Annotated in this window: 24 protein-coding genes and 1 riboswitch; of the genes, 6 read left to right on the forward strand and 18 right to left on the reverse strand. The window is 52.2% G+C overall.

Annotated elements, in window-relative coordinates; all coding sequences use genetic code 11:
• The first annotated feature begins 52 nt into the window (after positions 1-52).
• Both GRF59_RS12050 and GRF59_RS12055 read left to right on the forward strand, forming a co-directional pair.
• A complete protein-coding gene (locus GRF59_RS12050; protein WP_237391728.1) occupies positions 53-844 on the forward strand; it encodes an MBL fold metallo-hydrolase in 792 nt (263 codons plus the stop codon).
• An 82-nt stretch (positions 845-926) separates the two neighbouring features.
• Complete coding sequence (locus GRF59_RS12055; RefSeq protein WP_160497780.1) at positions 927-2,018, forward strand: M24 family metallopeptidase; 1,092 nt, start codon at positions 927-929, stop codon at positions 2,016-2,018.
• 103 nt (positions 2,019-2,121) lie between these two features.
• Here the strand turns inward: GRF59_RS12055 and GRF59_RS12060 are convergent, their stop codons facing one another.
• The 14 genes from GRF59_RS12060 to GRF59_RS12120 form a co-directional block, all read right to left on the reverse strand.
• A complete protein-coding gene (locus GRF59_RS12060; RefSeq protein WP_160497781.1) occupies positions 2,122-2,817 on the reverse strand; it encodes a queuosine precursor transporter in 696 nt (231 codons plus the stop codon).
• 244 nt (positions 2,818-3,061) lie between these two features.
• Entirely contained in the window at positions 3,062-4,456 is a 1,395-nt protein-coding gene (locus tag GRF59_RS12065) for an L-cystine transporter (RefSeq protein ID WP_160497782.1), read from the reverse strand.
• A 543-nt stretch (positions 4,457-4,999) separates the two neighbouring features.
• The gene (locus tag GRF59_RS12070) at positions 5,000-6,583 is read right to left on the reverse strand and encodes a cobyric acid synthase (protein WP_237391816.1); all 1,584 of its coding nucleotides are present in this window, start codon (positions 6,581-6,583) and stop codon (positions 5,000-5,002) included.
• 19 nt (positions 6,584-6,602) lie between these two features.
• Complete coding sequence (gene cobS, locus GRF59_RS12075; protein WP_160497783.1) at positions 6,603-7,412, reverse strand: adenosylcobinamide-GDP ribazoletransferase; 810 nt, start codon at positions 7,410-7,412, stop codon at positions 6,603-6,605.
• Positions 7,409-7,966: a bifunctional adenosylcobinamide kinase/adenosylcobinamide-phosphate guanylyltransferase gene (cobU, locus tag GRF59_RS12080; RefSeq protein WP_160497784.1), complete on the reverse strand. Its 558-nt coding sequence runs from the start codon at positions 7,964-7,966 to the stop codon at positions 7,409-7,411. Before cobU ends, cobS begins: the two co-directional genes overlap by 4 nt.
• On the reverse strand, positions 7,963-9,033 hold the full coding sequence (gene cobT / locus GRF59_RS12085; RefSeq protein ID WP_160497785.1) for a nicotinate-nucleotide--dimethylbenzimidazole phosphoribosyltransferase: 1,071 nt from the start codon (positions 9,031-9,033) through the stop codon (positions 7,963-7,965). The genes cobU and cobT overlap by 4 nt, the downstream gene beginning before the upstream one ends.
• A 63-nt stretch (positions 9,034-9,096) precedes the next feature.
• Positions 9,097-9,876 carry an ABC transporter ATP-binding protein gene (locus tag GRF59_RS12090; protein WP_160497786.1) on the reverse strand — a complete coding sequence of 260 codons (780 nt, stop codon included), beginning with the start codon at positions 9,874-9,876 and terminating at the stop codon, positions 9,097-9,099.
• Positions 9,873-10,919 carry a FecCD family ABC transporter permease gene (locus GRF59_RS12095; protein WP_160497787.1) on the reverse strand — a complete coding sequence of 349 codons (1,047 nt, stop codon included), beginning with the start codon at positions 10,917-10,919 and terminating at the stop codon, positions 9,873-9,875. Before GRF59_RS12095 ends, GRF59_RS12090 begins: the two co-directional genes overlap by 4 nt.
• Complete coding sequence (locus GRF59_RS12100; protein ID WP_160497788.1) at positions 10,919-11,929, reverse strand: ABC transporter substrate-binding protein; 1,011 nt, start codon at positions 11,927-11,929, stop codon at positions 10,919-10,921. Before GRF59_RS12100 ends, GRF59_RS12095 begins: the two co-directional genes overlap by 1 nt.
• Before the next feature lie 186 nt (positions 11,930-12,115).
• The gene (locus tag GRF59_RS29990) at positions 12,116-12,247 is read right to left on the reverse strand and encodes a hypothetical protein (protein WP_272914974.1); all 132 of its coding nucleotides are present in this window, start codon (positions 12,245-12,247) and stop codon (positions 12,116-12,118) included.
• Positions 12,233-12,443: riboswitch (cobalamin riboswitch) on the reverse strand. (Overlaps the previous gene by 15 nt.)
• 145 nt (positions 12,444-12,588) lie before the next feature.
• Positions 12,589-13,215, reverse strand: coding sequence for a histidine phosphatase family protein (locus tag GRF59_RS12105; RefSeq protein ID WP_160497789.1), 627 nt, complete (start codon positions 13,213-13,215; stop codon positions 12,589-12,591).
• Entirely contained in the window at positions 13,206-14,186 is a 981-nt protein-coding gene (gene cbiB / locus GRF59_RS12110; protein WP_160497790.1) for an adenosylcobinamide-phosphate synthase CbiB, read from the reverse strand. Before cbiB ends, GRF59_RS12105 begins: the two co-directional genes overlap by 10 nt.
• Positions 14,168-14,890 carry an adenosylcobinamide amidohydrolase gene (locus GRF59_RS12115; RefSeq protein ID WP_160497791.1) on the reverse strand — a complete coding sequence of 241 codons (723 nt, stop codon included), beginning with the start codon at positions 14,888-14,890 and terminating at the stop codon, positions 14,168-14,170. The genes cbiB and GRF59_RS12115 overlap by 19 nt, the downstream gene beginning before the upstream one ends.
• A gap of 58 nt (positions 14,891-14,948) precedes the next feature.
• Positions 14,949-16,040: a pyridoxal phosphate-dependent aminotransferase gene (locus GRF59_RS12120; RefSeq protein WP_160497792.1), complete on the reverse strand. Its 1,092-nt coding sequence runs from the start codon at positions 16,038-16,040 to the stop codon at positions 14,949-14,951.
• A gap of 256 nt (positions 16,041-16,296) precedes the next feature.
• Between GRF59_RS12120 and lplA the strand changes: the two genes are divergently transcribed.
• On the forward strand, positions 16,297-17,301 hold the full coding sequence (lplA, locus tag GRF59_RS12125) for a lipoate--protein ligase (RefSeq protein WP_160497793.1): 1,005 nt from the start codon (positions 16,297-16,299) through the stop codon (positions 17,299-17,301).
• A 164-nt stretch (positions 17,302-17,465) separates the two neighbouring features.
• Positions 17,466-18,359, forward strand: a complete 894-nt coding sequence (locus tag GRF59_RS12130; protein ID WP_160497794.1) for a TolB-like translocation protein — start codon at positions 17,466-17,468, stop codon at positions 18,357-18,359.
• Between the two features lie 150 nt (positions 18,360-18,509).
• Here GRF59_RS12130 and GRF59_RS12135 read toward each other — a convergent pair whose 3' ends face one another.
• Positions 18,510-18,770, reverse strand: a complete 261-nt coding sequence (locus GRF59_RS12135) for a YqkE family protein (protein WP_160497795.1) — start codon at positions 18,768-18,770, stop codon at positions 18,510-18,512.
• A 163-nt stretch (positions 18,771-18,933) separates the two neighbouring features.
• Between GRF59_RS12135 and GRF59_RS12140 the strand changes: the two genes are divergently transcribed.
• A complete protein-coding gene (locus GRF59_RS12140; protein WP_160497796.1) occupies positions 18,934-19,836 on the forward strand; it encodes a DMT family transporter in 903 nt (300 codons plus the stop codon).
• 39 nt (positions 19,837-19,875) lie between these two features.
• On the forward strand, positions 19,876-20,673 hold the full coding sequence (locus GRF59_RS12145) for a Cof-type HAD-IIB family hydrolase (RefSeq protein ID WP_160497797.1): 798 nt from the start codon (positions 19,876-19,878) through the stop codon (positions 20,671-20,673).
• 126 nt (positions 20,674-20,799) lie between these two features.
• Here the strand turns inward: GRF59_RS12145 and GRF59_RS12150 are convergent, their stop codons facing one another.
• From GRF59_RS12150 to GRF59_RS12160, 3 genes are all read right to left on the reverse strand, one after another.
• On the reverse strand, positions 20,800-21,570 hold the full coding sequence (locus GRF59_RS12150) for an MBL fold metallo-hydrolase (protein WP_160497798.1): 771 nt from the start codon (positions 21,568-21,570) through the stop codon (positions 20,800-20,802).
• 32 nt (positions 21,571-21,602) lie between these two features.
• Positions 21,603-22,079, reverse strand: coding sequence for a GNAT family N-acetyltransferase (locus tag GRF59_RS12155; protein WP_160497799.1), 477 nt, complete (start codon positions 22,077-22,079; stop codon positions 21,603-21,605).
• Positions 22,080-22,316: 237 nt separating this feature from the next.
• A complete protein-coding gene (locus GRF59_RS12160) occupies positions 22,317-23,384 on the reverse strand; it encodes a sulfate ABC transporter substrate-binding protein (RefSeq protein WP_160497800.1) in 1,068 nt (355 codons plus the stop codon).
• Between the last annotated feature and the right edge of the window lie 28 nt (positions 23,385-23,412).

Raw genomic sequence — 23,412 nt, forward strand, 5'->3', positions numbered from 1 at the left:
CCTATTGATTACGCAGCAGGTGATTTTTATTTTTAAAGCCCGCAGCATTATAATGAAGAAGAAACAAGATACCAAAGGAGGTGTACCGGATATTCATCCGGAAAATCATATGAAACTTGGACAACACATCGCTTCAATTGAACTCTATACGCATCAAGACTCTGCGGAGCCAGCCTACCAGCCTGTACTGTTGTGGGATGACAGCGGGGCCACGCTGGTGGATACCGGTAATATCGGACAGATGGATCAAGTGACGCAGGCGGTCGAGGATGCCGGTCTTCAGCTTTCCGATATCAAACGAATCATTGTCACGCATCAGGATATAGACCATATCAGCAATCTGGCCGAGCTCACTGCGGAGTATCCGGATATCGAGGTCTGGGCGCATGCCGATGAAGTTCCTTATATCACAGGCGTAAAACCTTTGATTAAAATGACGGACGAGCGACTGGCCAAAATGCCGGAAGCTGCCCAATCTGCGATCCGTTCCCTTTTTGACAGACTCCCGTCCATTCGCATTGCCCGCGAAATCAAGGACGGCGAGCTGCTGGATATCCATGGGGGCATGAGGGTGATTCATACGCCAGGGCATACGCCGGGACATATCTGTCTGTATATGCCGAAGGAGAAGATGCTGCTGGCTGCGGATGAACTGCGGGTCGTTAACGGTGAATTGGCGGGTCCCGCCGAAGCCTTTACTCCGGATATGGAGGAAGCCGTGCGGAGCATGCATAAACTAAAGGACCTGCCGCTGGACAACATATTCTGCTACCACGGCGGCTTGTACGATCAAGCTCCATCCGTGCGCCTTGCCGAATTATTGAAGAGTCTGGAGCAATCCTAAAAAATAGCCTTTACGCATTCATGCGAATTGAGATTGAGTGTTATAATTAGAAAACCTTTGTCTTAGAAAGGAAGACCTGTATATGAGCAGCCGACTGAATCAATTGGAACTATCCATGAATGAAAAGGGACTGGACAGCCTTCTGGTTACCGATCCCAAGCATGTATATTACCTGACCGGATTTGCAAGCGATCCGCATGAGCGTTTTCTCGGTCTCCTGCTGATCCGTGGAGAAGAACCACTGCTGATCGTGCCCGCACTGGACGCCGAAGCTGCAAGTGCAGCCTCCAGCGTGAAGAACATCATCACCCACAGCGATACGGATAATCCGTACCAGTTGCTGCAGCAGCAGTTCAAGGGAAGCATCGGAACCCTCGGCATCGAGAAGGAACAGCTGACCGTGGCTCGTTATGAGGAGCTGAGCGCATCGGTACCTGCAAAACAATACGCCGATATCGGCCCGCTGCTCCGCAGCATGCGCGTCAACAAGTCGCCTGAAGAAATCAAGCGCATGAAGCATGCGATGCAGCTCATCGAGGAAGTGCTGCGCCAAGGACTGAAAAGCGTTAAGACTGGCGTGACTGAAATCGAAATCGTCGCCGAGCTGGAGTATTTGATGAAGAAACTCGGTGCGCAGGGTCCATCCTTCGAAACGATGGTACTGTCCGGTCCGAAAACGGCCCTTCCCCATGGAACGCCGGGTGACCGCAAAATCCAGCACGGAGACCTGCTCATGTTCGACATGGGCGTATACGCGGACGGATATGCCTCCGACATCACTCGTACCTTTGCGGTCGGAGAAATCTCCCCTGAATTGAAGAAAATCTACAACGCCGTTCTGGAAGGCAATCTGCAGGGCATTCAAGCGATCAAGCCGGGCGTCACCCTCGCTTCGGTGGACAAAGCTGCACGGGATGCCATCGAAAAGGCGGGCTATGGCCCATATTTCCTGCATCGGCTAGGACATGGCCTGGGTATGGATGTGCATGAATATCCTTCAGTACATGGCAAAAACACGGATCTGGTGCAGCCTGGCATGGTATTCACCGTGGAACCGGGCATTTATGTGGCTGGCCTGGGCGGCGTGCGGATCGAGGACGATATTTTCGTAACGGAAAACGGCGTCGAGGTGCTGACCTCCTATCCTAAGGAACTGATCACGCTCGAAGGATAAATTTTCCGTTGAAACAATAAAAACCGGATGCCTCATCCTGCTAAAGGATGGTGCTTCCGGTTTTTTCTTTTATTGCAACCATATGATTCGATGAATATAGACTCTATTTATCATCGGCGAACTTGAAGTCGCGGGCAATATACAGGAACGGCGTACCCACGGCGGTCAGCACGAATTTGATAATGTACGTCGTCAGGAACACTTCCAGCCAGATCGTCCAGGTAAAGCCTTCTCTCCCCGCAAAAGCAATGACGCAGAAGATGAGCGTATCCACCAACGAGCTGATCATCGTGCTGCCGTTATTGCGGATCCAGAACTGATTGCGCTTGCCGTAAAACTTGCGAATCCAGGTATAGAGCTTGACGTCCAGGAACTGGCTTACGAAATAAGCGGTCAGACTTCCGAGCGCAAGTCGCGGCATCAGGCCGAATATACTTTGAAGTGCCTTTTGAATCTCGTCATCTCCTCCGCCTAGCGGCGAGAAGTACAAGGCCATCTGCATCAGGATCGTGGTCATAATCAGCGTGAAGAAACCGAACCAGACCGCCTTCTGCGCTTCCTTCCTGCCGTATTTTTCGTTCAGCAGGTCGCTTGTCATATACAGACTGACATACATCGTATTGCCGAGCGTCATCGCGATGCCGAAAATATCGATGGTTTTGGTCACCTGAATGTTGGCCACAACGGTCGCAACACCGATCCAGGCATATAAGCCCTTCTTGCCGAACAAACGGTAACACAGTAAGTACAGTGAAAAATTCACGAGTACGTAAACAATACCCCATAGTAAATTGAACATGGTGATTCCTCCTAGTTTTGATTACGCGGGATGGTTGCGAACCGCGGTTCTCCGGACCGGCTTTGCCGACCAAAAAACATGTTCTAATGTAACATAATCTATTCCCTGTGGCTACGATTTTTTTCGGAGCTGCATATATTGCCATTTACGCCTGGACACGAACAGAGCCCCGGCATCCTGCCGAGGCTCTGTTCAATACTTTCTTCTATAATAGACAGCTTCCTGTCTTGATGCCAGTCTAGGATTACGCCTGAACAGTGTTATCCAAGTCCACATCATTATTAAAGACGTCATGGTCATTCTCTTTGAGCACTTTACTGGATACGAGCCCGGCCACCATGGAGTCGTTGACGTTCAGCGCCGTACGGCCCATATCGATCAGAGGCTCAACCGAGATCAGAAGACCTGCGAGTGCTACCGGAAGGTTCATCGTAGACAATACGATCAGGGAAGCGAAGGTCGCCCCGCCGCCTACGCCGGCTACGCCGAAGGAGCTGATAACCACGATCAGGATCAGCTTCACGATGAAGCTCCAGCTTAGTGGATCAATTCCAACCGTAGGAGCGATCATGCAAGCCAGCATGGCCGGATAAATACCGGCGCAGCCATTCTGTCCAATCGTTGCGCCAAAGGTGGCGGACAGATTCGCGATCCCCTCGGATACGCCCAGCTTCTTCGTTTGCGTCTCCACGTTCAATGGAATGGTTGCCGCACTGGAACGGGAAGTAAAGGCAAAGGTCAGTGTCGGGAATACCTTTCTTACATACTGGATCGGATTGAATCCGAAAAGAGCAATGATAATCAGATGAATGATGAACATCACGATCAGCGCGACATACGATGCGCCGACGAATTTGATCAGCTTCAGGATTTCTTCGACATTCGTTGTTGCTACTGTTTTCGTAATCAAGGCCAAGATGCCGTAAGGAGTCAGCCTCAGTACGAGTGTAACAATCCTCAATACGACGGCGTAGACAGCTTCAACCATTTTCCGGAAGGTTGCAGCCTGCTCCGGCTTTTTCCGGTCGATACCCAGCGCAGCTACTCCGATGAATGCGGAGAAAATGACAACCGCCAATGTCGATGAACGACGTGCCCCCGTCATATCAGCGAATGGATTGGTTGGTACGAATTCCAGAATTTGCTGCGGAATCGTTTTATCCTGGATATCACCGAGCTTCTGCTCCAGCTTTTGTCCTTGCTGCGTTTCACGGTCGCCCGCTTTGATATCTATCGCTTTCAGGTTAAAGCTGACGCTGGTCGCGATACTGACTGCGGCAGCGATGGCTACGGTAATCAACAGCACAGCGATAATCGATGCACTCATTTTGCCGAGATTCTGTCTGCCTTTCAAGTTCATGATCGCGGAAATGATCGAAACCATAATCAGTGGAATGACCACCATTTGCAGCAGGCCGACATAACCGTAGCCTGCGAGGTTGAACCAGTCCGTTGACTTCGTAATGACGGCGGAATCAACGCCGAAGATTAATTGCAAAACAACGCCGAACACGATCCCGAGACCAAGGCCGGTAAAAACTCGTTTGGTGAACGAAACATGCTTCTTCTGCATCCAGAGCAGCAAGCCGATGAGAGCCAGCATGACGATCACGTTGATAATAACCCATAATGTATTCATCTTCTTTATGCACCCCTTTATCGTTAAGACCTATGCGGATGTACGCATGATCTGATTTAAATGATGTTGCCGATGGTAAGTTTAATCCTTGGAAAAAAGTCATGCTTCACGTACCCGGTCCCCAAATCCAAAACTTCGGATAATAACGTATATTTTCCATGTAAGTAAACTCATCGGAATAAGCATTTTTTATATTAGCATAATCCATAGTAATTGGATAGGATTAATTTTAGAAAATTTTTTGAAGATCGTTTAAGCCATGAAATCCTCGAACTGAAGAATCTACGGCCGGATAATGAATTTCCTTTATACTCCATCTCATTGTGAGCAAAAGAAACCCGAGTATCCGATATGCAGTCCTCTCCGCATCTAAAAAAAGAAGCCATCCATGAAAACTCTTCAAGGATGACTTCTACTCAATTTTTACCTTTTTTTTCGAATTTATAACTTGCGAAATATTCTGTGAACATACACTTTGGAAACGATGTTGCTCCGCACCAGGCTAAGCGCTCCACAGCGTAGAGCGAAATGGTTTCTTTCGCCTTACGTGCCGATGCCCATCAATTGATATATCTTATCTAAGCGGACATGTTCCCGTACCGATTCGGCAATCCGGTCGAACTCCCGCTCCTTCAGTTCTTTAACCGAGAACGTGCTGTCTTCCAGAAGAATTCCTTTCTTTTCCCGAATCGCATTAAGCCAGCTTCTGCGGAATTCGTCATTATGGAATACCCCGTGCAGATAGGTTCCCCAAATTCTTCCGTTTTGCGTGCCGCAGCCTTCCGCTTTGAAGACGCCTTCCGCTTCAATCATTTGAAACAGCGGATGTACGCCCACTTCCGAATCGAGCAGGAGCTCCGTGCTGCCCATATGTATTTCATAACCTTCCAATGCAACGGACATGACCTGCTCCAAGCGGCTAAGCTGCACCGGACATTCCGGATCCAACAAACCGCTGACGCGAACCGTTCTTTTCTCTTCGGCGAAAATCGTAGCGAGCGGCAGGTAACCCAGACCCTTCACTTCCTGGGCCTTCGATCCCTCCACTCCGTGCGGATCACGAAGCTGGCGGCCAAGCATCTGGTAACCGCCGCAAATGCCGACCAGCTGGGTGCCGCCGGACTCCATCTCTTTTGCAATCGCAGCCTCGAAGCCCCGCTCCCTAAGGTATGCCAGATCGCCGATCGTATTTTTCGTTCCCGGCAGAACGATGACGTCCGGATTTCCGAGCTCGTCCGATCTGCTGACGAACCGCACCGATACACCGGGCTCCTCCATCAATGGATCAACATCTGTGAAATTGGATATGCGCGGGCTGCGGATGACGGCAATATCAATATCAGCTGATCCTGCCCCTGACCCGGACAATTTCTCCAGAACAACAGAGTCCTCCGCTTCCAGCCGGATATCGTGAATATAAGGCAGTACGCCAAGAACAGGTATGCCTGTCCGCTCTTCCAGCCAGTCCAGGCCCGGCTGCAGCAGTGACAAATCCCCGCGGAATTTATTGATGATAAATCCCTTCACGCGTTCACGTTCATGCGGTTCCAGCAGCTCCAGGGTTCCGACCAGAAAAGCAAATACGCCGCCTCGGTCGATATCCGCCACCAGCACCACCGGCGCATCCGCCCAGCCGGCCAGATTCATATTGACGATATCCCTGTCCTTGAGGTTAATCTCGGCGGGACTTCCCGCGCCTTCCATCACGACAATGTCATATTCGGAGCGCAGTCGCCCCAGCGCATCCATCACCGTGTCTTTGGCTGTCGGGAGATAATTGCTGCGGTAATCCGCAGCACTCATATTCGCAAGAGGACGTCCGTGGACCACGATCTGGGAATGCATATCATGCGTCGGTTTAATCAGGATCGGATTCATATCGGTTGTCGCTTCGATGCCGCAGGCTTCCGCCTGCATGCCCTGGGCACGTCCGATCTCTTTGCCGTCTTCGGTGACATAGGAATTCAGCGCCATATTCTGCGATTTGAAGGGTGCCGTCCGGAAGCCGTCCTGCATGAAAATACGGCAAAGCGCGGCAGTAATGACGCTCTTGCCTACATCCGAGGCTGTTCCCTGCAGCATCAGTATAGCCGCGCTTCCCGCGGTCCCCTGTTCTGTTGGGTTCATCATGTTGTTCCTCCTCTACTTACAGGCGATATTGAATGATCACAAGAACGAGCAGCAGCACTGTTTCGATTCCCTCATTCAGTGCACCATAGGTATCGCCCGTTAAGCCGCCAAGCTTCGAGGTCATCCGCCGTGCTGACCAGGATCCGGCCGCCCAGGCTGCGAGCGGCAGCAGTATCCATGACAGAGTGGCCTGCGCCCATGTGAAGTCACCCTTTCCAAGCAGCGGTAACAAGATAGCGGCCACTGCGGTCAAGATAACCGCTCCAGGCACAGCCACCAGACTATCCCGCTTTTCCATGCCGTTGAAGTTCTTCCCGGCCAGCCCCTCTTTGCCCCTTGCCATAGGCCAGGATGCCATCGCATGAACCATGAACCAACGGCTCCATATCGGCGGCAGTAGCAGCATGAGAGGCGGCCAGCCGCCAGTGAGCAGAGAATAGATCAACGTTGCCTTTAGCAGAAGGAGCAGTACGCAGGCTAACACGCCCATCGCGCCTACGCGGCTGTCTTTCATAATCTCCAGCATTTGCTCACGTGGTCTATAGCTCAGCAGCCCATCAGCGGTGTCCATCCATCCGTCCAGATGCAGCCCGCCGGTCAGAGCTGCCCATAGAGCAAGAATCAGCACCGCTGCAGGCAGCGGAGGCAGAAGATAGGTGGCCGCCGCCGCACCGCACCAGACTACCGCGCCAATGGCAGCTCCAACCAGCGGATAATAACGCGTGCTCTTCCGGAACAGTTCCGGCGTATAATCGAGCTCCGCTTTTACAGGAAACCGGGACAGAAATTGAAAAGCCGCTGCTAGTGCCTGCATTCCTTTGTTCATAACCGATACTCCCTGCTCTTCAGCTCAATCGGTATGCCGACAGTGACCAAAAATACCTGCGTGCATACACGAGCCGCAGATTGATTCAGAATCCCCGCATAATCACGGAACAGCCTACCAAGAGCGTACTCCGGTACAATACCGTCCCCGACCTCGTTCGTCACGAGTGCAAGCGGGGCTGGATACTGCCGGATCTGCTCCACCAGCATATGGATCGCCTCACGAATGTGAAGCTCCATATTCTCCTGCCCTTCGACTGCCAATATCACGTTGGTCAGCCATAAGGTCAAGCAGTCAACCAGCACTGCCGGCGCTCGTTCTTCCGATTGCCAGGACTGAAGCAGCTCTGCCAGGCGCAGCGGTTCCTCGACCGTTTGCCAGGAAAATCCCCCTTGGTCCCGCTGCTCCTGATGCAGAGCGATCCTTTCCTTCATCTCCTGGTCAAATGCCTGTGCAGTCGCCACATAGACTGCCTGATCCGCATTCTCCATGATCCATCGCTCCGCAAAGGAGCTCTTTCCGCTTCTAGCGCCGCCTGTCACCAGAATGCTCATGGCTGCTCCGGAGCTCCGCTACCTGAGATGCCCGCGCTCTCAAAGGTAGCCATCTCGCCAACAATCCGGCATGCCGCATCAATCAGCGTCAGTCCGAGCACGCCGCCGGTTCCCTCGCCGATCCGCATATCCAGATCCAATCCCGGGCGCAGATCCAACGCTTGCAGCAGCAGCCGGTGTCCTTGCTCATGGGAAGCGTGGGATGCCACCATGAACGCGGCCGCTTCAGGAGAAATCGCCCGTGCCAGAAGCGCCGCCGCACTCGAAATAAATCCGTCGATAATGACAGGGCAGCGGTTCGCAGCCGCGCCGAGGATAACGCCCGTCAGACCACCGATTTCAAGCCCTCCGACCTTGGCAAGCACATCGATAGGATCTGTCGCATCGGGCGCATTCAAATTCAGCGCCTTTTCAATGATCCCTATTTTATGTTTCAGGCGTTCATCATCGAGGCCTGTGCCGCGTCCGGCTGCTTCCCTGGGCTCCGTGTTCGTCAGAGCGCACATGACAGCCGCGCTTGCGGTTGTGTTGCCAATGCCCATCTCCCCGGTTACAAAAATACTCACGCCGCGCTGCACCGCTTCCTCCACGATCCGAATCCCGGTTTCAATGGAACGCTCGGCTTCTTCGCGGATCATCGCTGGCCCCTTAGCCATATTGGCCGTGCCGTAACGAACTTTGCGCGAGACCAGGCTTGGATGCGAAATATCGTTGTTGACGCCGATGTCTACACACACCACCTCGGCTCCGGCCTGTCTGGCCAGCACGTTCACCGCCGCGCCGCCCGCGAGGAAGTTAAAGATCATTTGCGATGTGACTTCCTGCGGAAATGCACTGACGCCTTCCTCGCAAACGCCGTGGTCTGCGGCCATCACAATCACTTCTCTTTTTTCAAAAGAAGGCTTGATCTGTCCCGTTATGCCAGCCAGTTGCACAGCGAGTGATTCCAGCTTTCCAAGAGCACCGGGAGGAACCGTCAGATTGCCGATATACACGGCTTCCGCACGTGAAGCTTCCATATCGAGGCCCGTTATCCGTTCGACGTATTGTTCTAAAAATGAGTTCATGTTCTTTCCTCCCAAGTTCTATCATTTCACATCATTACCTGCACACAGTTTAAAAACACACCATCAAACCTGCCTTGTTAATAGTATCTGCGGTACGCCATTGGACGGATGAGCCACCACGACCGGATCCACCTCGTACACGTATCCGATACGCTCTGCCGTCAGCATTTCCGCCGGCGTCCCTGAACCAACAGCCCTGCCGTCTCGAAGCACAAGCAGCTTGTCGCAGTACAAGGCAGCCAGATTGAGATCATGCAGGACTGCAATGACGGTGATTCCTGCCTCTTTCCTCCACTTCGCCACCAGCTCCATAAACTGCTGCTGATAATGGATATCCAGAAAGGTTGTCGGTTCATCCAGCAACAAAATTTGCGGCTCCTGAGCCATCACCTGTCCTAAAGCCACCCGCTGTCGTTGTCCGCCGCTTAGTTCGTCAAGGGGGCGTTCTGCTAAGTCATGCAGTTCCAGCTTATCCATGATTCCCTCAATCAGCGTATCCACGTCATCCTTGGAGTCGCGGCCGAGCCAGTCCAGATAAGGATAGCGCCCCATCTCAAGGACTTCCCTCACAGGATAATGGACTGGGGCAATGCCTTCCTGCTGCAGGACAGCCATCATACGTGAGAGCTGCTTGCGGCTATAATCGGCAATATTGACTCCGCGAATCGTGATGGCACCCTCGCTCAGCTGTTCCACTCCTGAAAGCAGGCGCATCAGCGTCGACTTGCCGCTTCCGTTCGGACCAATGATTCCCCACCATTCGCCTTCCCCGATGGCCCAGTCCAGGCGGTTCAAGGCCGTGATGTCACCATACTGCTTCCCGACGCCCGAAACTTCAATCAAGAGCTTATCCCCCTTCGCTGCTTCTTGTTGCGGTACAACAGATAGCCAAAGAACGGCGCGCCCACGAACGCTGTCACCACGCCAAGCGGAATCTCCGTTGGAGCAAGAACCGAGCGTGCAAGGGTATCTGCCCACACCATAAATATACCACCGCCAATCGCGGAAAGCGGAACGATATAACGATAGTCAGGCCCGGCTATCAGCCGAATCACATGCGGGATCACCAAACCGACGAACCCGATCACTCCGGCCATAGATACGGCAGCCGCCGTCAGCAGCGTGCTGACCAGAAGCACCATCATTTTAAGTCCTTCCACATTGACACCCAAGTGCGCGGCTTGCCGCTCCCCGAGAGACAAGAGGTTCAGAGAACGCGCCCGGCTCCAGATAAACAGGAATCCAACCAGAAAATACGGCAAAAGGATGGCCGTATACGACCATCCACGCAGGCTCAAACTGCCCATTGTCCAATATAAAATTTCATTGACCGTCTGCTTGGACATCGCGGTCAGGAAAGATACGATTGCCCCGAGAAAGGACTGCATCACCACGCCGGACAGAATCAGACTGTTCGTCGGAATTTTGCCTCCCTCACGGGCCAGGGCCATGACGCCCCATAGCGTCACGGATCCGGTAACAAAGGCGAGCGCAGGCAGCGTCCATGCCCCGATCAAAGAATACTGCATCCCAAAATAGATCAGGATCGAAGCGCCAACGGCCGAGCCGGAGGATACGCCGAGCGTAAACGGATCGGCCAGCGGGTTCCGTAGCACGCCTTGAAATCCGGATCCGGCCACCGCAAGCGCAGCACCAACCAGCATGCCCAGCAGCACGCGGGGCAGCCGGACCTTGATAATGATTTGCTCAAAGGACGGATTCCATGTCGGATGAATGGCATCGCCGATCCATGGCAGCCTATGAAGCACAATCAGTGCAATATCCTTGACGGGCAGTGCGACCGAGCCGATCCCCAGACAGATCAGCAGAGTCAGCACCAGCAGTACGATGCCAATCCCTCCGTAACCTGCCAGTTTTTTGCTCATTATTTAAACAGATCCGGATAGATGGCTTTCGCTACTTCCTGAAGACCTTGCGTGACGCGCGGACCTGGACGGCTCAAGAGATTGTCGTCCAAACCGATGACGGCCCCGTTCTTCACGGCTGTAATCTGGTCCCAGCCGCTGCGGCCTTTGATGATATCCCCTAGGCCTTTTTTGGTTTTGTCGTCAATGACGCTCTTCGCATACAAAATCACGTCAGGGTTGTCCTTGATGATCTTCTCTTCGCTGATTTCGCTCCACCCTTGCGTATCGGAAGCCACATTAATGCCGCCGGCAAGGCCGATAAGCTCATCCATGAACTCTCCCTTGCCTACCGTCCAGCCGGGGGAAAACTCGATATACACTTTTTTCTTCTGCTCGTCACTAAGGGATTTTACGGCCTCTACGACCTTACTCTCTTCCTCTTTCATCTGCTCAACGACCTTTTTCGCTTCAGCCTGATGATCCGTGATCTGTCCGTAGGTCTCAATGTTTTTGATCACGTCATCCACTGTTTTGGGATCGGTTTTGAAGATCGGAATACTCAGCTCGCGCAGCTTCTTCACCGCTTCTTCGCTCATCGAGATACCCGTGAACACAACATCGGGCTGTGCCGCAATAATGGCCTCTTCGTTTGGCTTCATAATGCCGCCCATTTTCGGCTTGGACTTCGCGGTTTCCGGGTAGTCGTCATAGTCGGATACGCCCACGATCTCATCATTCAGTCCAATCGCGAACAGCGCTTCCGTCTCTGCCGGTGATACCGACACGATATGCTTCGGCGCTTCTTTAAACGTAAAGGATTGTCCGGTTGCATCCTGCAGCGTTAACGGATATGTCGTTTTCAGGCTGTCTGCGGCCGGCTGTGCAGCCTCCTGTTTCGCAGGCTCTTGCTGCGGCGCCGCCGCATTGTCTTTCGTTTCACTGCTATTGCCGCAAGCCGCAAGGGATAATGCAAGCAGCAGCGCTGCGACTCCGGTTGACCATCTTTTTACTGATGATTTCAAGTTCATTTTCTCGTTCTCTCCTCTTTTTGTTTCGTTTTCTTAGACACAAAAGAGGCCTGGCGAATTTACTTTCCATGAATATTGCTTGACGGAAGACATCACAGGAATAACAAACCCAAGGCAGCAAAACTCCATAGGACATCATATGTTTTCCCAATAAAAAACCCCGATTCTTGGATCAAGAACCAGGGATTACGTCTGCCCGGACATGGGCGGCACGGTAGCCGCGGTCAGGTCGGGCGCCATGCGTCTGCGGTGTAGAAGACCGTGTTCACATGGCGTTAGATCGTAATCCTTTCCTCGAAGGACCGTCATTATTCTCATGAGGCAGGTCTCCTGACTTACAGGCTTGGTAGAATCAACCCGGCCTTCCCATCCCCTTCGGAGGAACAGTGGCATATCGGGCCATACCTGTTTTACAGTGGCGGGACCGTGCCGGATTTGCACCGGCTTCCCTTTTCACCCGGAAAGAAACATGCGGCTGTTGCCGTTTTCCAGGACCCCATCAGTTATCATTATTCACTTGATTTCCAGGCAATGCATCTCTAGCTTCTGATTATAGGTGAAATAAATCATCGGTACAATGACAATATTCTCATAGAAATTGAAAACGTCGAATCCTGGGTCGGACAGCTTTTTCCAGGGTCCAAATGGGTACCCGTTACTCAAACCACGCGAATCTCCAAGCTGCTCCATTCTTCATCCCTGCGCTCCAGCGTCAGCACGAGTAATTGACCCGGCTCTATTCGGGTATCCCAAAATGCCCGGCCAGGCATAAGGCAAGAGATCATTTGCCGGATTACGCCGCCATGGGCCACTAACAGCACCGATTCTGAAAAAGCGGATGTTTCCGTCTGTCTTTGCTCGCCTGATTGCAGCATGGATTTCAGAAACCCGGCAATTCTTCGCTCAAACGAATCCCATGTCTCTCCCTGCGGAGGCGTCACATGCTGCGGGTCGTCCAGCCACTGCCGGTATAAGGGCCAATCCTTGAGCTGGTCATAGGTTTGCCCTTCCCACTTCCCAAAGTCCATTTCACGCAGGGCACTATCGTATACGGCATTAGCCATAAGATCCGGTCGTACGACTTCCAGACTTTCGCGGCAGCGCGCAAGATCGCTGCAGTAGACCGCGTCAAACATCATTTCCTTTAATTTATCTCGGGCGGAAGACAGCTCCTTCTGTCCATGTAAACTAAGGCTAAGATCCGAGTGTCCCAGGTATCGTTTCTGTTCATTCCACACCGTGGAGCCATGTCTCATACATACGAGTTCTATACGTTTCAGGTCCATAGGGTGCCTCCCACTGCCCATATCGCGAGCAAAGCAATGATGACGAACAGCGCCGAAACCGTATACAGCATTCGATTCGTGAGCCGGATATCTTGGGCTTCCATAGGTCTGAGCGCATCGCCCATGTATGCCCTGAACGAGGAGACGCCATGATACACATTCGTTCCGCCAAGACGGATCCCCAGCGCGCCGGCCACCGCCGATTCCGGGAAACCGCTGTTCGGGCTCGGATGCCTTCTTGCATCGCGCCTTACCATACGGAGGGCCCTCTTAGAATCCAGTCTCAGAATCACCGCGGTGATGGTAAGCAGCAGCGCCGTCAGCCTTGCCGGAATCCAGTTGGCGATATCATCCAGCCGGGCTGATGCCCAGCCCAGATGAATGTATTTATCGTTTTTATAGCCAACCATCGAGTCCAACGTATTCACGGCGCGGTAAGCCATAGCCAGAGGAGCTCCTCCGATTAGCGCATACAGGAGCGGAGAGATCACTGCATCCACGATGTTCTCTGCCACGGTTTCCACCGTTCCCCGGACAATCTCCGGCTCGTCCAAATGCGAGGTCTCGCGTCCGACAATCATGCCGAGACTGTTCCGCGCAGCGGGCAGATCTCCCTTTTTCAAATGTCGATATACCTCCATACCTGCATCCTTCAGCCCCTTGACGGCAATCGTCGTTGCGATCAGGACGATTTCGGCGGCCCAGGCTAGCCAGGGATGAATCCAGCCAAGAAGCTGCAACAGCGCCCAGGTGATCACCAATGATCCCCCCGCCACCACAATCGGAAGAAGGATCCCCGCTTTTTTCAAATGCTCCGGCTGAAAGCGGCGACGAATCCATGCCTCCAGTTTTTTGATCGCCTTTCCCATACCTATGACCGGATGCGGAATCCAACGCGGATCGCCAATCAACAGATCCAGAATAAATGCCGCAGCCATAATCATCATGGGTGTTAACTGCGCTCCGCCCATGCCGTAAGTAACCCCTCTTTCACTGCACCGTATACCGTGCGCCCGATCATGCCGCCAAGATCCGTTGCCGTTCCCGCGTATTGATGTTCCACTTGACGCGCAGCACTTTGACTTACTCCCAGAATCATCGCATCCGAAGTTGTGCCTGTTGCTACCAGACCATTCTCCGCATCGCGCACATTCAAATCGGCAAGAGCGGCCGCTTTGGCCTCTACGGCCGTCATAATGGCATTAAGCATCGCCGCTTGGGTCAGCTTGGCATCAATCAACAGCATGATGTTGACTGTTCCCGGTGTATATGCCGGAAAGGTCGTCCGTTCCGAGCCCGCGCGGGCGGCATTCGACGTTCCGGCGGTTACGCAGCAGAATACGGCCGCCTCCTCGTTCTTCTCCTCCATGACCGACGCGTGCCGCAGCTGCACAGCCGTCAGCAGTCCTGCCGTCGTATCGATGGGATATCTCCACTCCCGCAGCCACTCGATCACATCGCGTACCGGATCGGAACAATCGTAAAAACGGTCCACATAGATGTTGGTCATCCTCCGTAGCCGTGTCACTCCGCCGCCGTGAACCGCGCTCCCCATCGCTTCAACCATTGAAGGCAGCTGCAGCAACAGATGACGTTCCCCTTGCTTCAATACAAGACCGGGCCATACTTCAGATGCATATTCTGCCGTTTGTCCGTTCAAAAATGGTGTTGCCACTTTATTTTCCCCCTTTTATATCGAGACTATCTACGTTTCAGTTTCATCATACTTCCTTTTAGAAGGCATCCCGGCTACCCAAAACCTCGGCCATAACCTTCAGCAACTGTTCATTCGCTTCCCCCGCCTTAACGGCGACACGAATGTACTCTTCCCCAAGTCCGGGATACATGGCACAGCTGCGGATCAGCACCCCCCTGCGGCCCATCTCGGTCTGCATGCGTTCTGCCGTCCACGGAGACGGAAGTCCCGATAGCAAGAAATTGGCTTCTCCCTCGCTGACATCACAACCCAGATTTCGCAGTCCCCCAGTAAGCAGGCTCCTCTGCTCCGTGATCAATCCAATCGTGTCCTTCTCGTAGCTTTCGCCGCTGTTCAAACATGCTTCCCCGGCCAGGAGGGCCAGTCCGTTGACGCTCCACGTCACCTGCTTGCCCGTCATGGCCTTCACCAGATCCGGATGGGCAGCGGCATAGCCAAGACGCAGTCCCGGAATCGCGTAGAATTTGGTCATGGAACGAACCAGAATCGTATGCGGAAATTGGTCCAGCTCCTGAATCAGCGACTGCCTCCTGCCTTCAGGAATAAAATCAATAAAAGCCTCATCTATCACCAAATATGTACCGCTGCGCTCGGCTTCGCCAGCCAGATGACGCAACATGCGCAGATCATACTGGATTCCGTTTGGATTGTTGGGCTGTCCGATGAATAGAAGATCCACGGACTTAAGGAGCCCCTCAATCTCTGCTGCATCTGCCCGCCAGCCATGTGCCCGGGTGCCAAACACGGACTGGACCTGTGCGCCGAACTGCTCCGACAGCTGCCTATACTCCGAAAAGCAAGGCTCCACGATGCCGACCTTCCGGGGATGCAGCCCAAGTAATATCAAAGCCATACATTCCGCCGCCCCATTGCCTATGCACAGCTGACCAGGATCCAATCCTAATCGGGCACCAAGCTTTTCCTTCAAAGCGCGATGTCCCGGATCCGGATAACGGATAATGGACGGCAGCGCTTGCTCCAGCTGCTCCATCACACCGGGAGGCGGCCCGAGCGGATTGATGTTGGCGCTGAAATCCAAAAAGCCGCTCCGGCCGTATGCCTCGGCAGCACTCTCCAAATCCCCGCCATGACCGTATCTTTCCAGCATCAGTGCTATTCCTCCTGTCTAACGTAACAAAAGTCATGATTGAATCCATTATTGCGCCAATTTTTCGGCTCCGTCAATGCAAATTCTATTTTGTTTCTTGCAATCGATTGGTTTACAATAGGATAGAATGAACGAATGAAACAAGTCTCCATTCCTTCGAAACAGCCGCATGGCTTAGGATGGAAACTAGGCCTTTGTTCAATCAAAACAGAGCAACAACACTATTAAACAGGCCCTTAAACGGAGGAATCAAGCCATGCTGTTTATTGATAATCAAGGCATTACGGATCCGGCCATCAACCTGGCCATCGAGGAATTCACGCTGAAGCACCTGCCGATGGAAGAGGATAGCTACCTGCTGTTTTATATCAACCGTCCTTCCATTATTATTGGCAAGCATCAGAACACCATTGAAGAGATTAACCAGGAGTACGTCAAAGATAACAATATTCAAATCGTGCGCCGTCTTTCCGGCGGCGGAGCGGTTTATCACGACCTTGGCAACCTGAACTTCAGCTTTATTACGAAGGATGACGGCCAGTCGTTCCATAATTTCCTGAAGTTTACCCAGCCGGTAATCGATGCGCTGCGCAGCATGGGCGTGAATGCCGAACTGAGCGGACGCAATGATCTTCAGGTTGGCGAGCAAAAAATTTCCGGTAACGCCCAGTTCGCGACCCGGGGACGCATGTTCAGCCACGGTACGCTGATGTTCAACCTGAATCTGGATGATGTACAAGCTTCCCTGAACGCCAATCCGGAGAAATTCAAATCCAAGAGCACCAAGTCCGTGCGCAGCCGCGTTGCGAATATCAGCGATTTGATGGATGGCAGCATGACGATTGAGGAATTCCGCTCCGAGCTGCTCCGCGCGATTTTCAACATGAATCCCCAGGACGTGCCGCAATATCATCTGACCGAAACCGATTGGGAGAAAATTCATGAAATTTCCAAGGAGCGCTACCAAAACTGGGAGTGGAACTATGGGCAATCGCCCGAATCCAACGTCAAGCATACCAAGCGTTTCCCCGTGGGCATTATCGATATTCGCATGGACATCAAGGATGCGCGCATTCAGGATATTAAAATCTACGGCGACTTCTTCGGCGTGGGCGATGTAGCAGATATCGAAGACAAGCTGCGAGGCAAGCGCTACGAGGAGTCTGAGGTTCGCGAGGCTTTGCCGGACGTGGACATCAAGCATTACTTCGGCAACATCGAGATGGATGATTTCATCGGGCTGGTATTTTTGGAGGAATAGCATTCTTCTGAAGGGTCCGAATCGCACTAGAGAGGCCATAACAAACATGGGCCTCTCTTTTTCTTGTATTAACAATCCATTTTCAGGAAAAAATGTTCAATTCACCGAAACCTATCCTTCTCCCCTGCCGTCTAATCATTATATAAAAACAGAGGAGCCATATAATGAAACGTATGCTTAGCATTTCGGTCCTGTTTGCGTTAATGCTCTCGTTAACTGCTTGCGGAGGTGAAAATAAATCAACCTCTGTCCAGCCGCCTGAAATGCCGTCCAAGTCGGAAACTTTGGCAAACGGTGATGATTCGGATAACAATAACACAGAGGCCGTTAAGAACACTGAAGGCCATGAAAGTCAAAAGTTCACGAACCCCATGGAGCTTTCCCAATACTACCTGAACGACAAACCGATAACTACAAAATTGGATAAAGACCATATTGTATGGCAGCAGGGCAGCGTAAAGCTAACAGCCAGTCTGGGCACATCAAAGGGATCACCGACCGTTCGTACTGCAACGATTGAAAAAAAAGATCAACGCTTCGATCTGAAGCTAGATCCTCAGCCGAGCGGAATGACTTCCGCTGCTCTTTCCGCTGATGAATCCTATCTCGCCATTGAAGCCTCTTATCACCTGGGGATTCCCCAAACTTTTATCATCAACCTTAATGACGGAACATGGGTATCCCTTGTAGATGAATTGAAAAAGAACCAAGCTCAGCAAGCTGACATCACGACAACTTTTGCCTGGTCGCCGGAAGAACGCAAGCTTGCGTTCAGCTGTGGCGAAGATGCCAGCTTATGGCTGTGCACCTATGATATAGACCAAAAGAAGCTTACTAAAGTTCCTACAGAAAAAGATTTCACCGGCTATATCAGCATGGCCTGCATCATGTGGAGCAAAGACGGCCAAAGCATCAGCTTTATCGGTGAACAAGGGTCGGATCAGATGAAAATTTTCCGGTATACCCCTGCTGATTCCGCAGTTACCAAAATGAAAGATCTGACACGCCAGGAATTGGATACGTTCCAGAAATTCAGCCCTTATTTTCTCGGCAGCTAACAGAATTTCGCAACATCTAACTCGGCATTTACTGACGCTTGCGCCGTCATGACGGCATTGAGCAAATGCCATATAAAAAAGCTGCCTTCAAGGCAGCTTTTTGGCTTGCAACATATTTTACAAGTTATGCGGGTTCGTCAAACCCCCATGTTATTTGAATTTTTTCCAGTCCATGCCGCTGTTCTCCAGCAGATATTCGAAGTCGTTGTCGCGCCGTTTTTGCTCGGCTTTGCGCTCTTCCTCCGCTTTTTTGAGCTGGGCTTCCTTCTTCTGCTGCTCCTCAGCCTTTAGTTCCTCCGATTGCTGCTTCAGCTTGTTCAGAACATCGCTGCTAAGAAGATCCTTCAGGGTTGCCGGCTTATCCGCCGCCTGCGGCTTTACGGCCGCTTCCTGTCTTTTTTTCTTGGCCATATGATCAACTCCGTTTCACCCACATTATAGCAGGTTTGCTCATTCACGTCAGGTGTCAGCTAAGCATATTTCCTTGTCCACTTTCCCGATTTGCGATACAATTTGGTCACTTGCTTGTGGGATGTTGTCGAATTTTTTCTCACCATTGAAAGGAATGACCTCATTGAACCGCTCACGTATTGCCGATCTCAGCCTGCTCATCGTTGCCATGATGTGGGGATGCACTTTTCTCATCGTGCAGCATGCGGTCAAAGTGCTGCCTCCGCTTGCCTTTAACGGCATCCGCTTCATAGGCGCAGCGATTTTGCTGGCTTTGATCATCACCGTTTTTTACCGCGGCCAGTGGCGGGCCATCAACCGCCGGATGCTGCTGCATTCCTGCCTGCTGGGCCTTTTTTTATTTTTGGGTTATGCTTTTCAAACGGTAGGCCTGCTGTATACCACGACTTCCAACACAGGCTTTATTACTGGATTATCGGTGGTCTTGGTCCCATTTCTCGCTCTAATCCTGCTCAAGCATCCGATTTCGCGTTTCACCTGGCTGAGTGCGCTGCTGGCGGCTGGCGGATTATATCTGCTGACCTTTGCAGGCTCGACGCTTGTATTTAACAAAGGGGACTTTCTTGTATTCCTGTGTGCGATCGCATTTGCCCTTCATATCGCTTATACCGGCATTTTCGCACCACAGTACGCCGCATTGCCGCTGGCTGCGCTGCAAATGGCCGTCGTCGGCGTTCTCAGTTGCATCGGCTCCTTGCTGTTCGAAGACTTGGGTCCCATTGCGCAAACTATGGATCGGCTTGTGCAACCGGAGGTACTGTGGGCACTTCTCGTTTCCATCGGTCCTACAAGCGCATTTGCGTTCTGGATTCAGACCGTATGCCAAAAGTACACCAGCCCTTCCCGGGTAGCCGTCATTTTTGCGATGGAACCGGTCTTCGCCGCACTTACCGGCCTGTGGTTTGGTGGAGAAAAGTTAGGAATCATGGCGAGTATCGGCTGCTTATGTATTTTTACGGGCATGATTCTGGCCGAATTGAAATCTGCGCCCCGTACGGTACAATAGAATGACCATACATTAGAGAAACAAGGGAGAGAGACAACCATGTACAAACTGATTGCCATCGACATCGATGATACGCTGATCAACGACGACAAGGAAGTTACCCCTGCGACGCAGCAGGCTCTGGAGCAAGCCGTAGCCAAGGACGTCGTGGTAACACTGGCCACCGGCCGTGCTTACGCTTCCGCCCAGAAGATAGCCCGCCAGACCGGATTGAACGTTCCGATCATTACATACCAGGGTGCACTGATCAAGAATCTCATGGATGAAAAAGTGCTTTATGAACGTTATGTGCCTAAAGACGCAGCACACAAGCTGTTCGAATACTGTATTGAGCATGACCTTCATCTGCAGGTGTATATCGATGATAAGCTGTATGCACGAGAAGAGAATCAAAAACTCAAGGACTATAGCGAACTGAACCGTACGCCTTATTATATTGAGCCTAACTTCGAAAAGTTGATTGCTCAAAAAACGCCGAAAATGCTCATCATTGATGATCCTGATTATTTGGACGAGATTGCTCCGGTACTGCGCGAGCTGCTTGGCAGTGAAGTGCACATCACCAAGTCCAAACCTCATTTCCTGGAGTTCATGCACAATGAAGGTACCAAGGGACATGCCCTGACCTTCCTGGCGAATCATTTTGGCGTCGATATGGCTGAGACCATGGCCCTTGGCGACTCTTGGAATGACCATGAAATGCTCGAAGCCGCAGGTCTCGGCGTAGCCATGGGCAACGCCATTCAAGCGCTGAAGGATATTGCGGGCTATGTCACCCTCAGCAATAACGAGGACGGCGTGAAGGTCGCCATTGAAAAGTTTGTTTTGAACGCCTAGACGCTTAGATTACTCCGATAAAAAAAGGTTCTATTCATTTCTTCACAAAAAAGAAAGCCGGAGAGCAGGTTTCCATGCCTGTACCTCTTCGGCTGTCTTTCATATAACCCGTCCTCGATTCTACGATCATCCCAATTGAACCTTCATCCCGGTTCGTGCCAGCACTACGTTCGGCGGCAGCGGATAATCCGCATTCACGTCGACGTTATGAGACATATGCGTATAGACGGTTTTTGCCGGCCTCACCTCGTTAAGCAGCAGGGCTGCTTCCTGCATGTCATATACCGAGCGCGCCGAGTATTCGGCCGTTTCGTGATAAAAGCTTGTACCCAGCACCAGCAGATCCAAATCATGCAGCGGCTTCTTCTCTTCCTCGTTCAAGCCGATCGAATCGGAACAGTATACCCATCGGTACCCATTCTTCTCCAGGCGGTAGGCGTAAGAATATCCGTTGTAACCATGACAAACCTTCCAGCCGGAGACCACCCAACCTCCAAGCATGATTCCATCATCCACGGCCGTTATTTTCATATGCCTCGCCAACCACGGGAACTGCTTCAAGATGGTATCGATGACTTCCTGCGGAGCGTACAGCTCCCCTTTTCGTCCAAGCCACCGGCAGGCATCCGCCCACTCGGGAAGTCCGCCAATGTGATCGAAATGGTCATGCGTGACCAAAATCTTTTCCGCAAAACGAAGTCCCCTGGCTTCCATCTGGCTGCGCCAATCCGGGCCGCAATCGATCAGAAAATCGCCTTCCTTTGCCTGGACCATCACCAACGAGCGCAGACGGCGATTGCTTCCTGTGGTCCTTGCTTCCGTGCATACATCACATTCACAGTAGACGCGAGGCACCCCCATCGCATCGCCGGTCCCCAAGAAAACAAGTGAATCCATAACGATCTTCCCTCCTCAGCATCCTATTGGCGTTATATATTCAGTGTTTTTATCATCACGTAGTTGGTCAACGGGATTCCCTTGCGCAATACACGCTGCTCTTCCGTGACGCAGTAACCCTTCCGTTCGAAAAAAGCTTTGGCGGTCACACTTGCCTCGGTCCAAAGCCTTCCGATCTGGAGGTTCCGGGCTTCCCTCTCCACCTTGCCAAGGAGAGCGGAAGCAACCCCTCTTCTCTGATACGCTTGATGCACATAAAGCCGGTCGACGTATCCCTCAGATGTCATATCCACAAAGCCCGCGATGATTCCATCATCCTCGGCCACATACGCGATCCGGCCTCGAAACGACAAGAGCCACGCTATTTTTCGTTCACCCTTCTCGGCCAGGTCCGCCCATGCATTCAGCTGCTCCAGAGAATAGTCGCGGCTGTTCACCATATGAACCGTATGATAAAATAACTCGACCATCTCGTCCGTGTCCCGCTCTTCCCATTCTCGAATATTCATGGATAGGAATGTACCTCCTTTACCAATAACCCGAATCTTCCGTGATTTATTGTATCACGCAGCGATGACAAGTGCTCGCCCCCTTCAGTCCAGCAAAAGCCGCGCAACAAAAACAGGACCTGCCACATTGGACAAATCCTTGTGCTAAAGCTTATTCGGCCCCTATCGCGCCCTGATTAGTCACTTTCCGTCCGTTCAGTTCCTTTGCCCTCTGACTTAAACGATGTTTAGCTGAGCTTACAATCCGGCGAGAACCTGATACCATATCCCTTTTTTGGAGTACAGGGTTTTACGGACTTGATCCCAGCCGCCCAAATAGGAAATATCGAATTGCCCAACAGGAACTTTGAAGCGGCTTTCATTGGCCTGAAGCACCTCTTCATTCACCGGGCGGAACCCGTAATCGGCAAACACCGTCTGCGCTTCTTTTTCCCGGAGATATTCAACAAAGGCCTCGGCTACCTTGCGAGTTCCATGCTGATCAGCATACTGATCGACGACTGCAGCGGGGTTCTCGATCTTGATCGTGTATTCGGGAATGACTACGTCATACTTCTTGCCCTGCTTGATGCGCGCCAGCAGTTCGTTCTCATATGTCACCACGACGTCACCGACGCCGTACTCAAAAGCCGCCATAGACGCTCTCCCGCTCTTGTCCAGCGACTCGACGTTCCGGTGCACCTTTTCCAGAAAAGCTTTGGCGTAAGCCGGATTCTTCTCTCCTTGTTTCTCGGACAGCTTGAGTCCAGCACCATAGATTGCATTGATATCCCACTGAGCGCCGCCCGATGTTTGCGGATTCGGGTAGAGCACCTTGACGCCCGGTTTGGTTAAATCTTCAAAGTCGCGTATGCCAAGCGGATTCCCCTCACGGGTCCCCAGCACGACAATGGAGCGCGTGATCATGCCTTGATCCGCCGTATCCCGCCACTGTTTCTTAACGAGTCCTGCCTTGACCAGCTTATCCACATCGCCTTCCATCGCGAGCAGCGTCACATCCGCTTCAAATCCCCCAATGATTGCCCGTGCCTGCGTTCCGGATGCTTCATAGGATTCCTGGAATTTGACCGTTTGTCCGGTCTTCGCCTTCCATTCCTGCTGGAACTTCGGCAAAATGTCTGCGAGCGCGTCCTTGGCGATGCTGTATGCTCCGATGACCAACGTAACCTCCTTGCCATTGGCAGCGGCAGCGCTAGCTTCATTGCCAGACTCCCGGCTGCACCCTGACAGGATGCCCGCAAACAGCAGAAGGAAGCAGGCCATACTCACCATATACATTCTTAATCGGCTAAAGGATCGTTTCATATGCGCTTCCTCCTTATTTAAACAATGA

The sequence above is a fragment of the Paenibacillus dendrobii genome (genome assembly GCF_009807035.1).
Taxonomy (GTDB): Bacteria; Bacillota; Bacilli; order Paenibacillales; family Paenibacillaceae; genus Paenibacillus_AQ; species Paenibacillus_AQ dendrobii.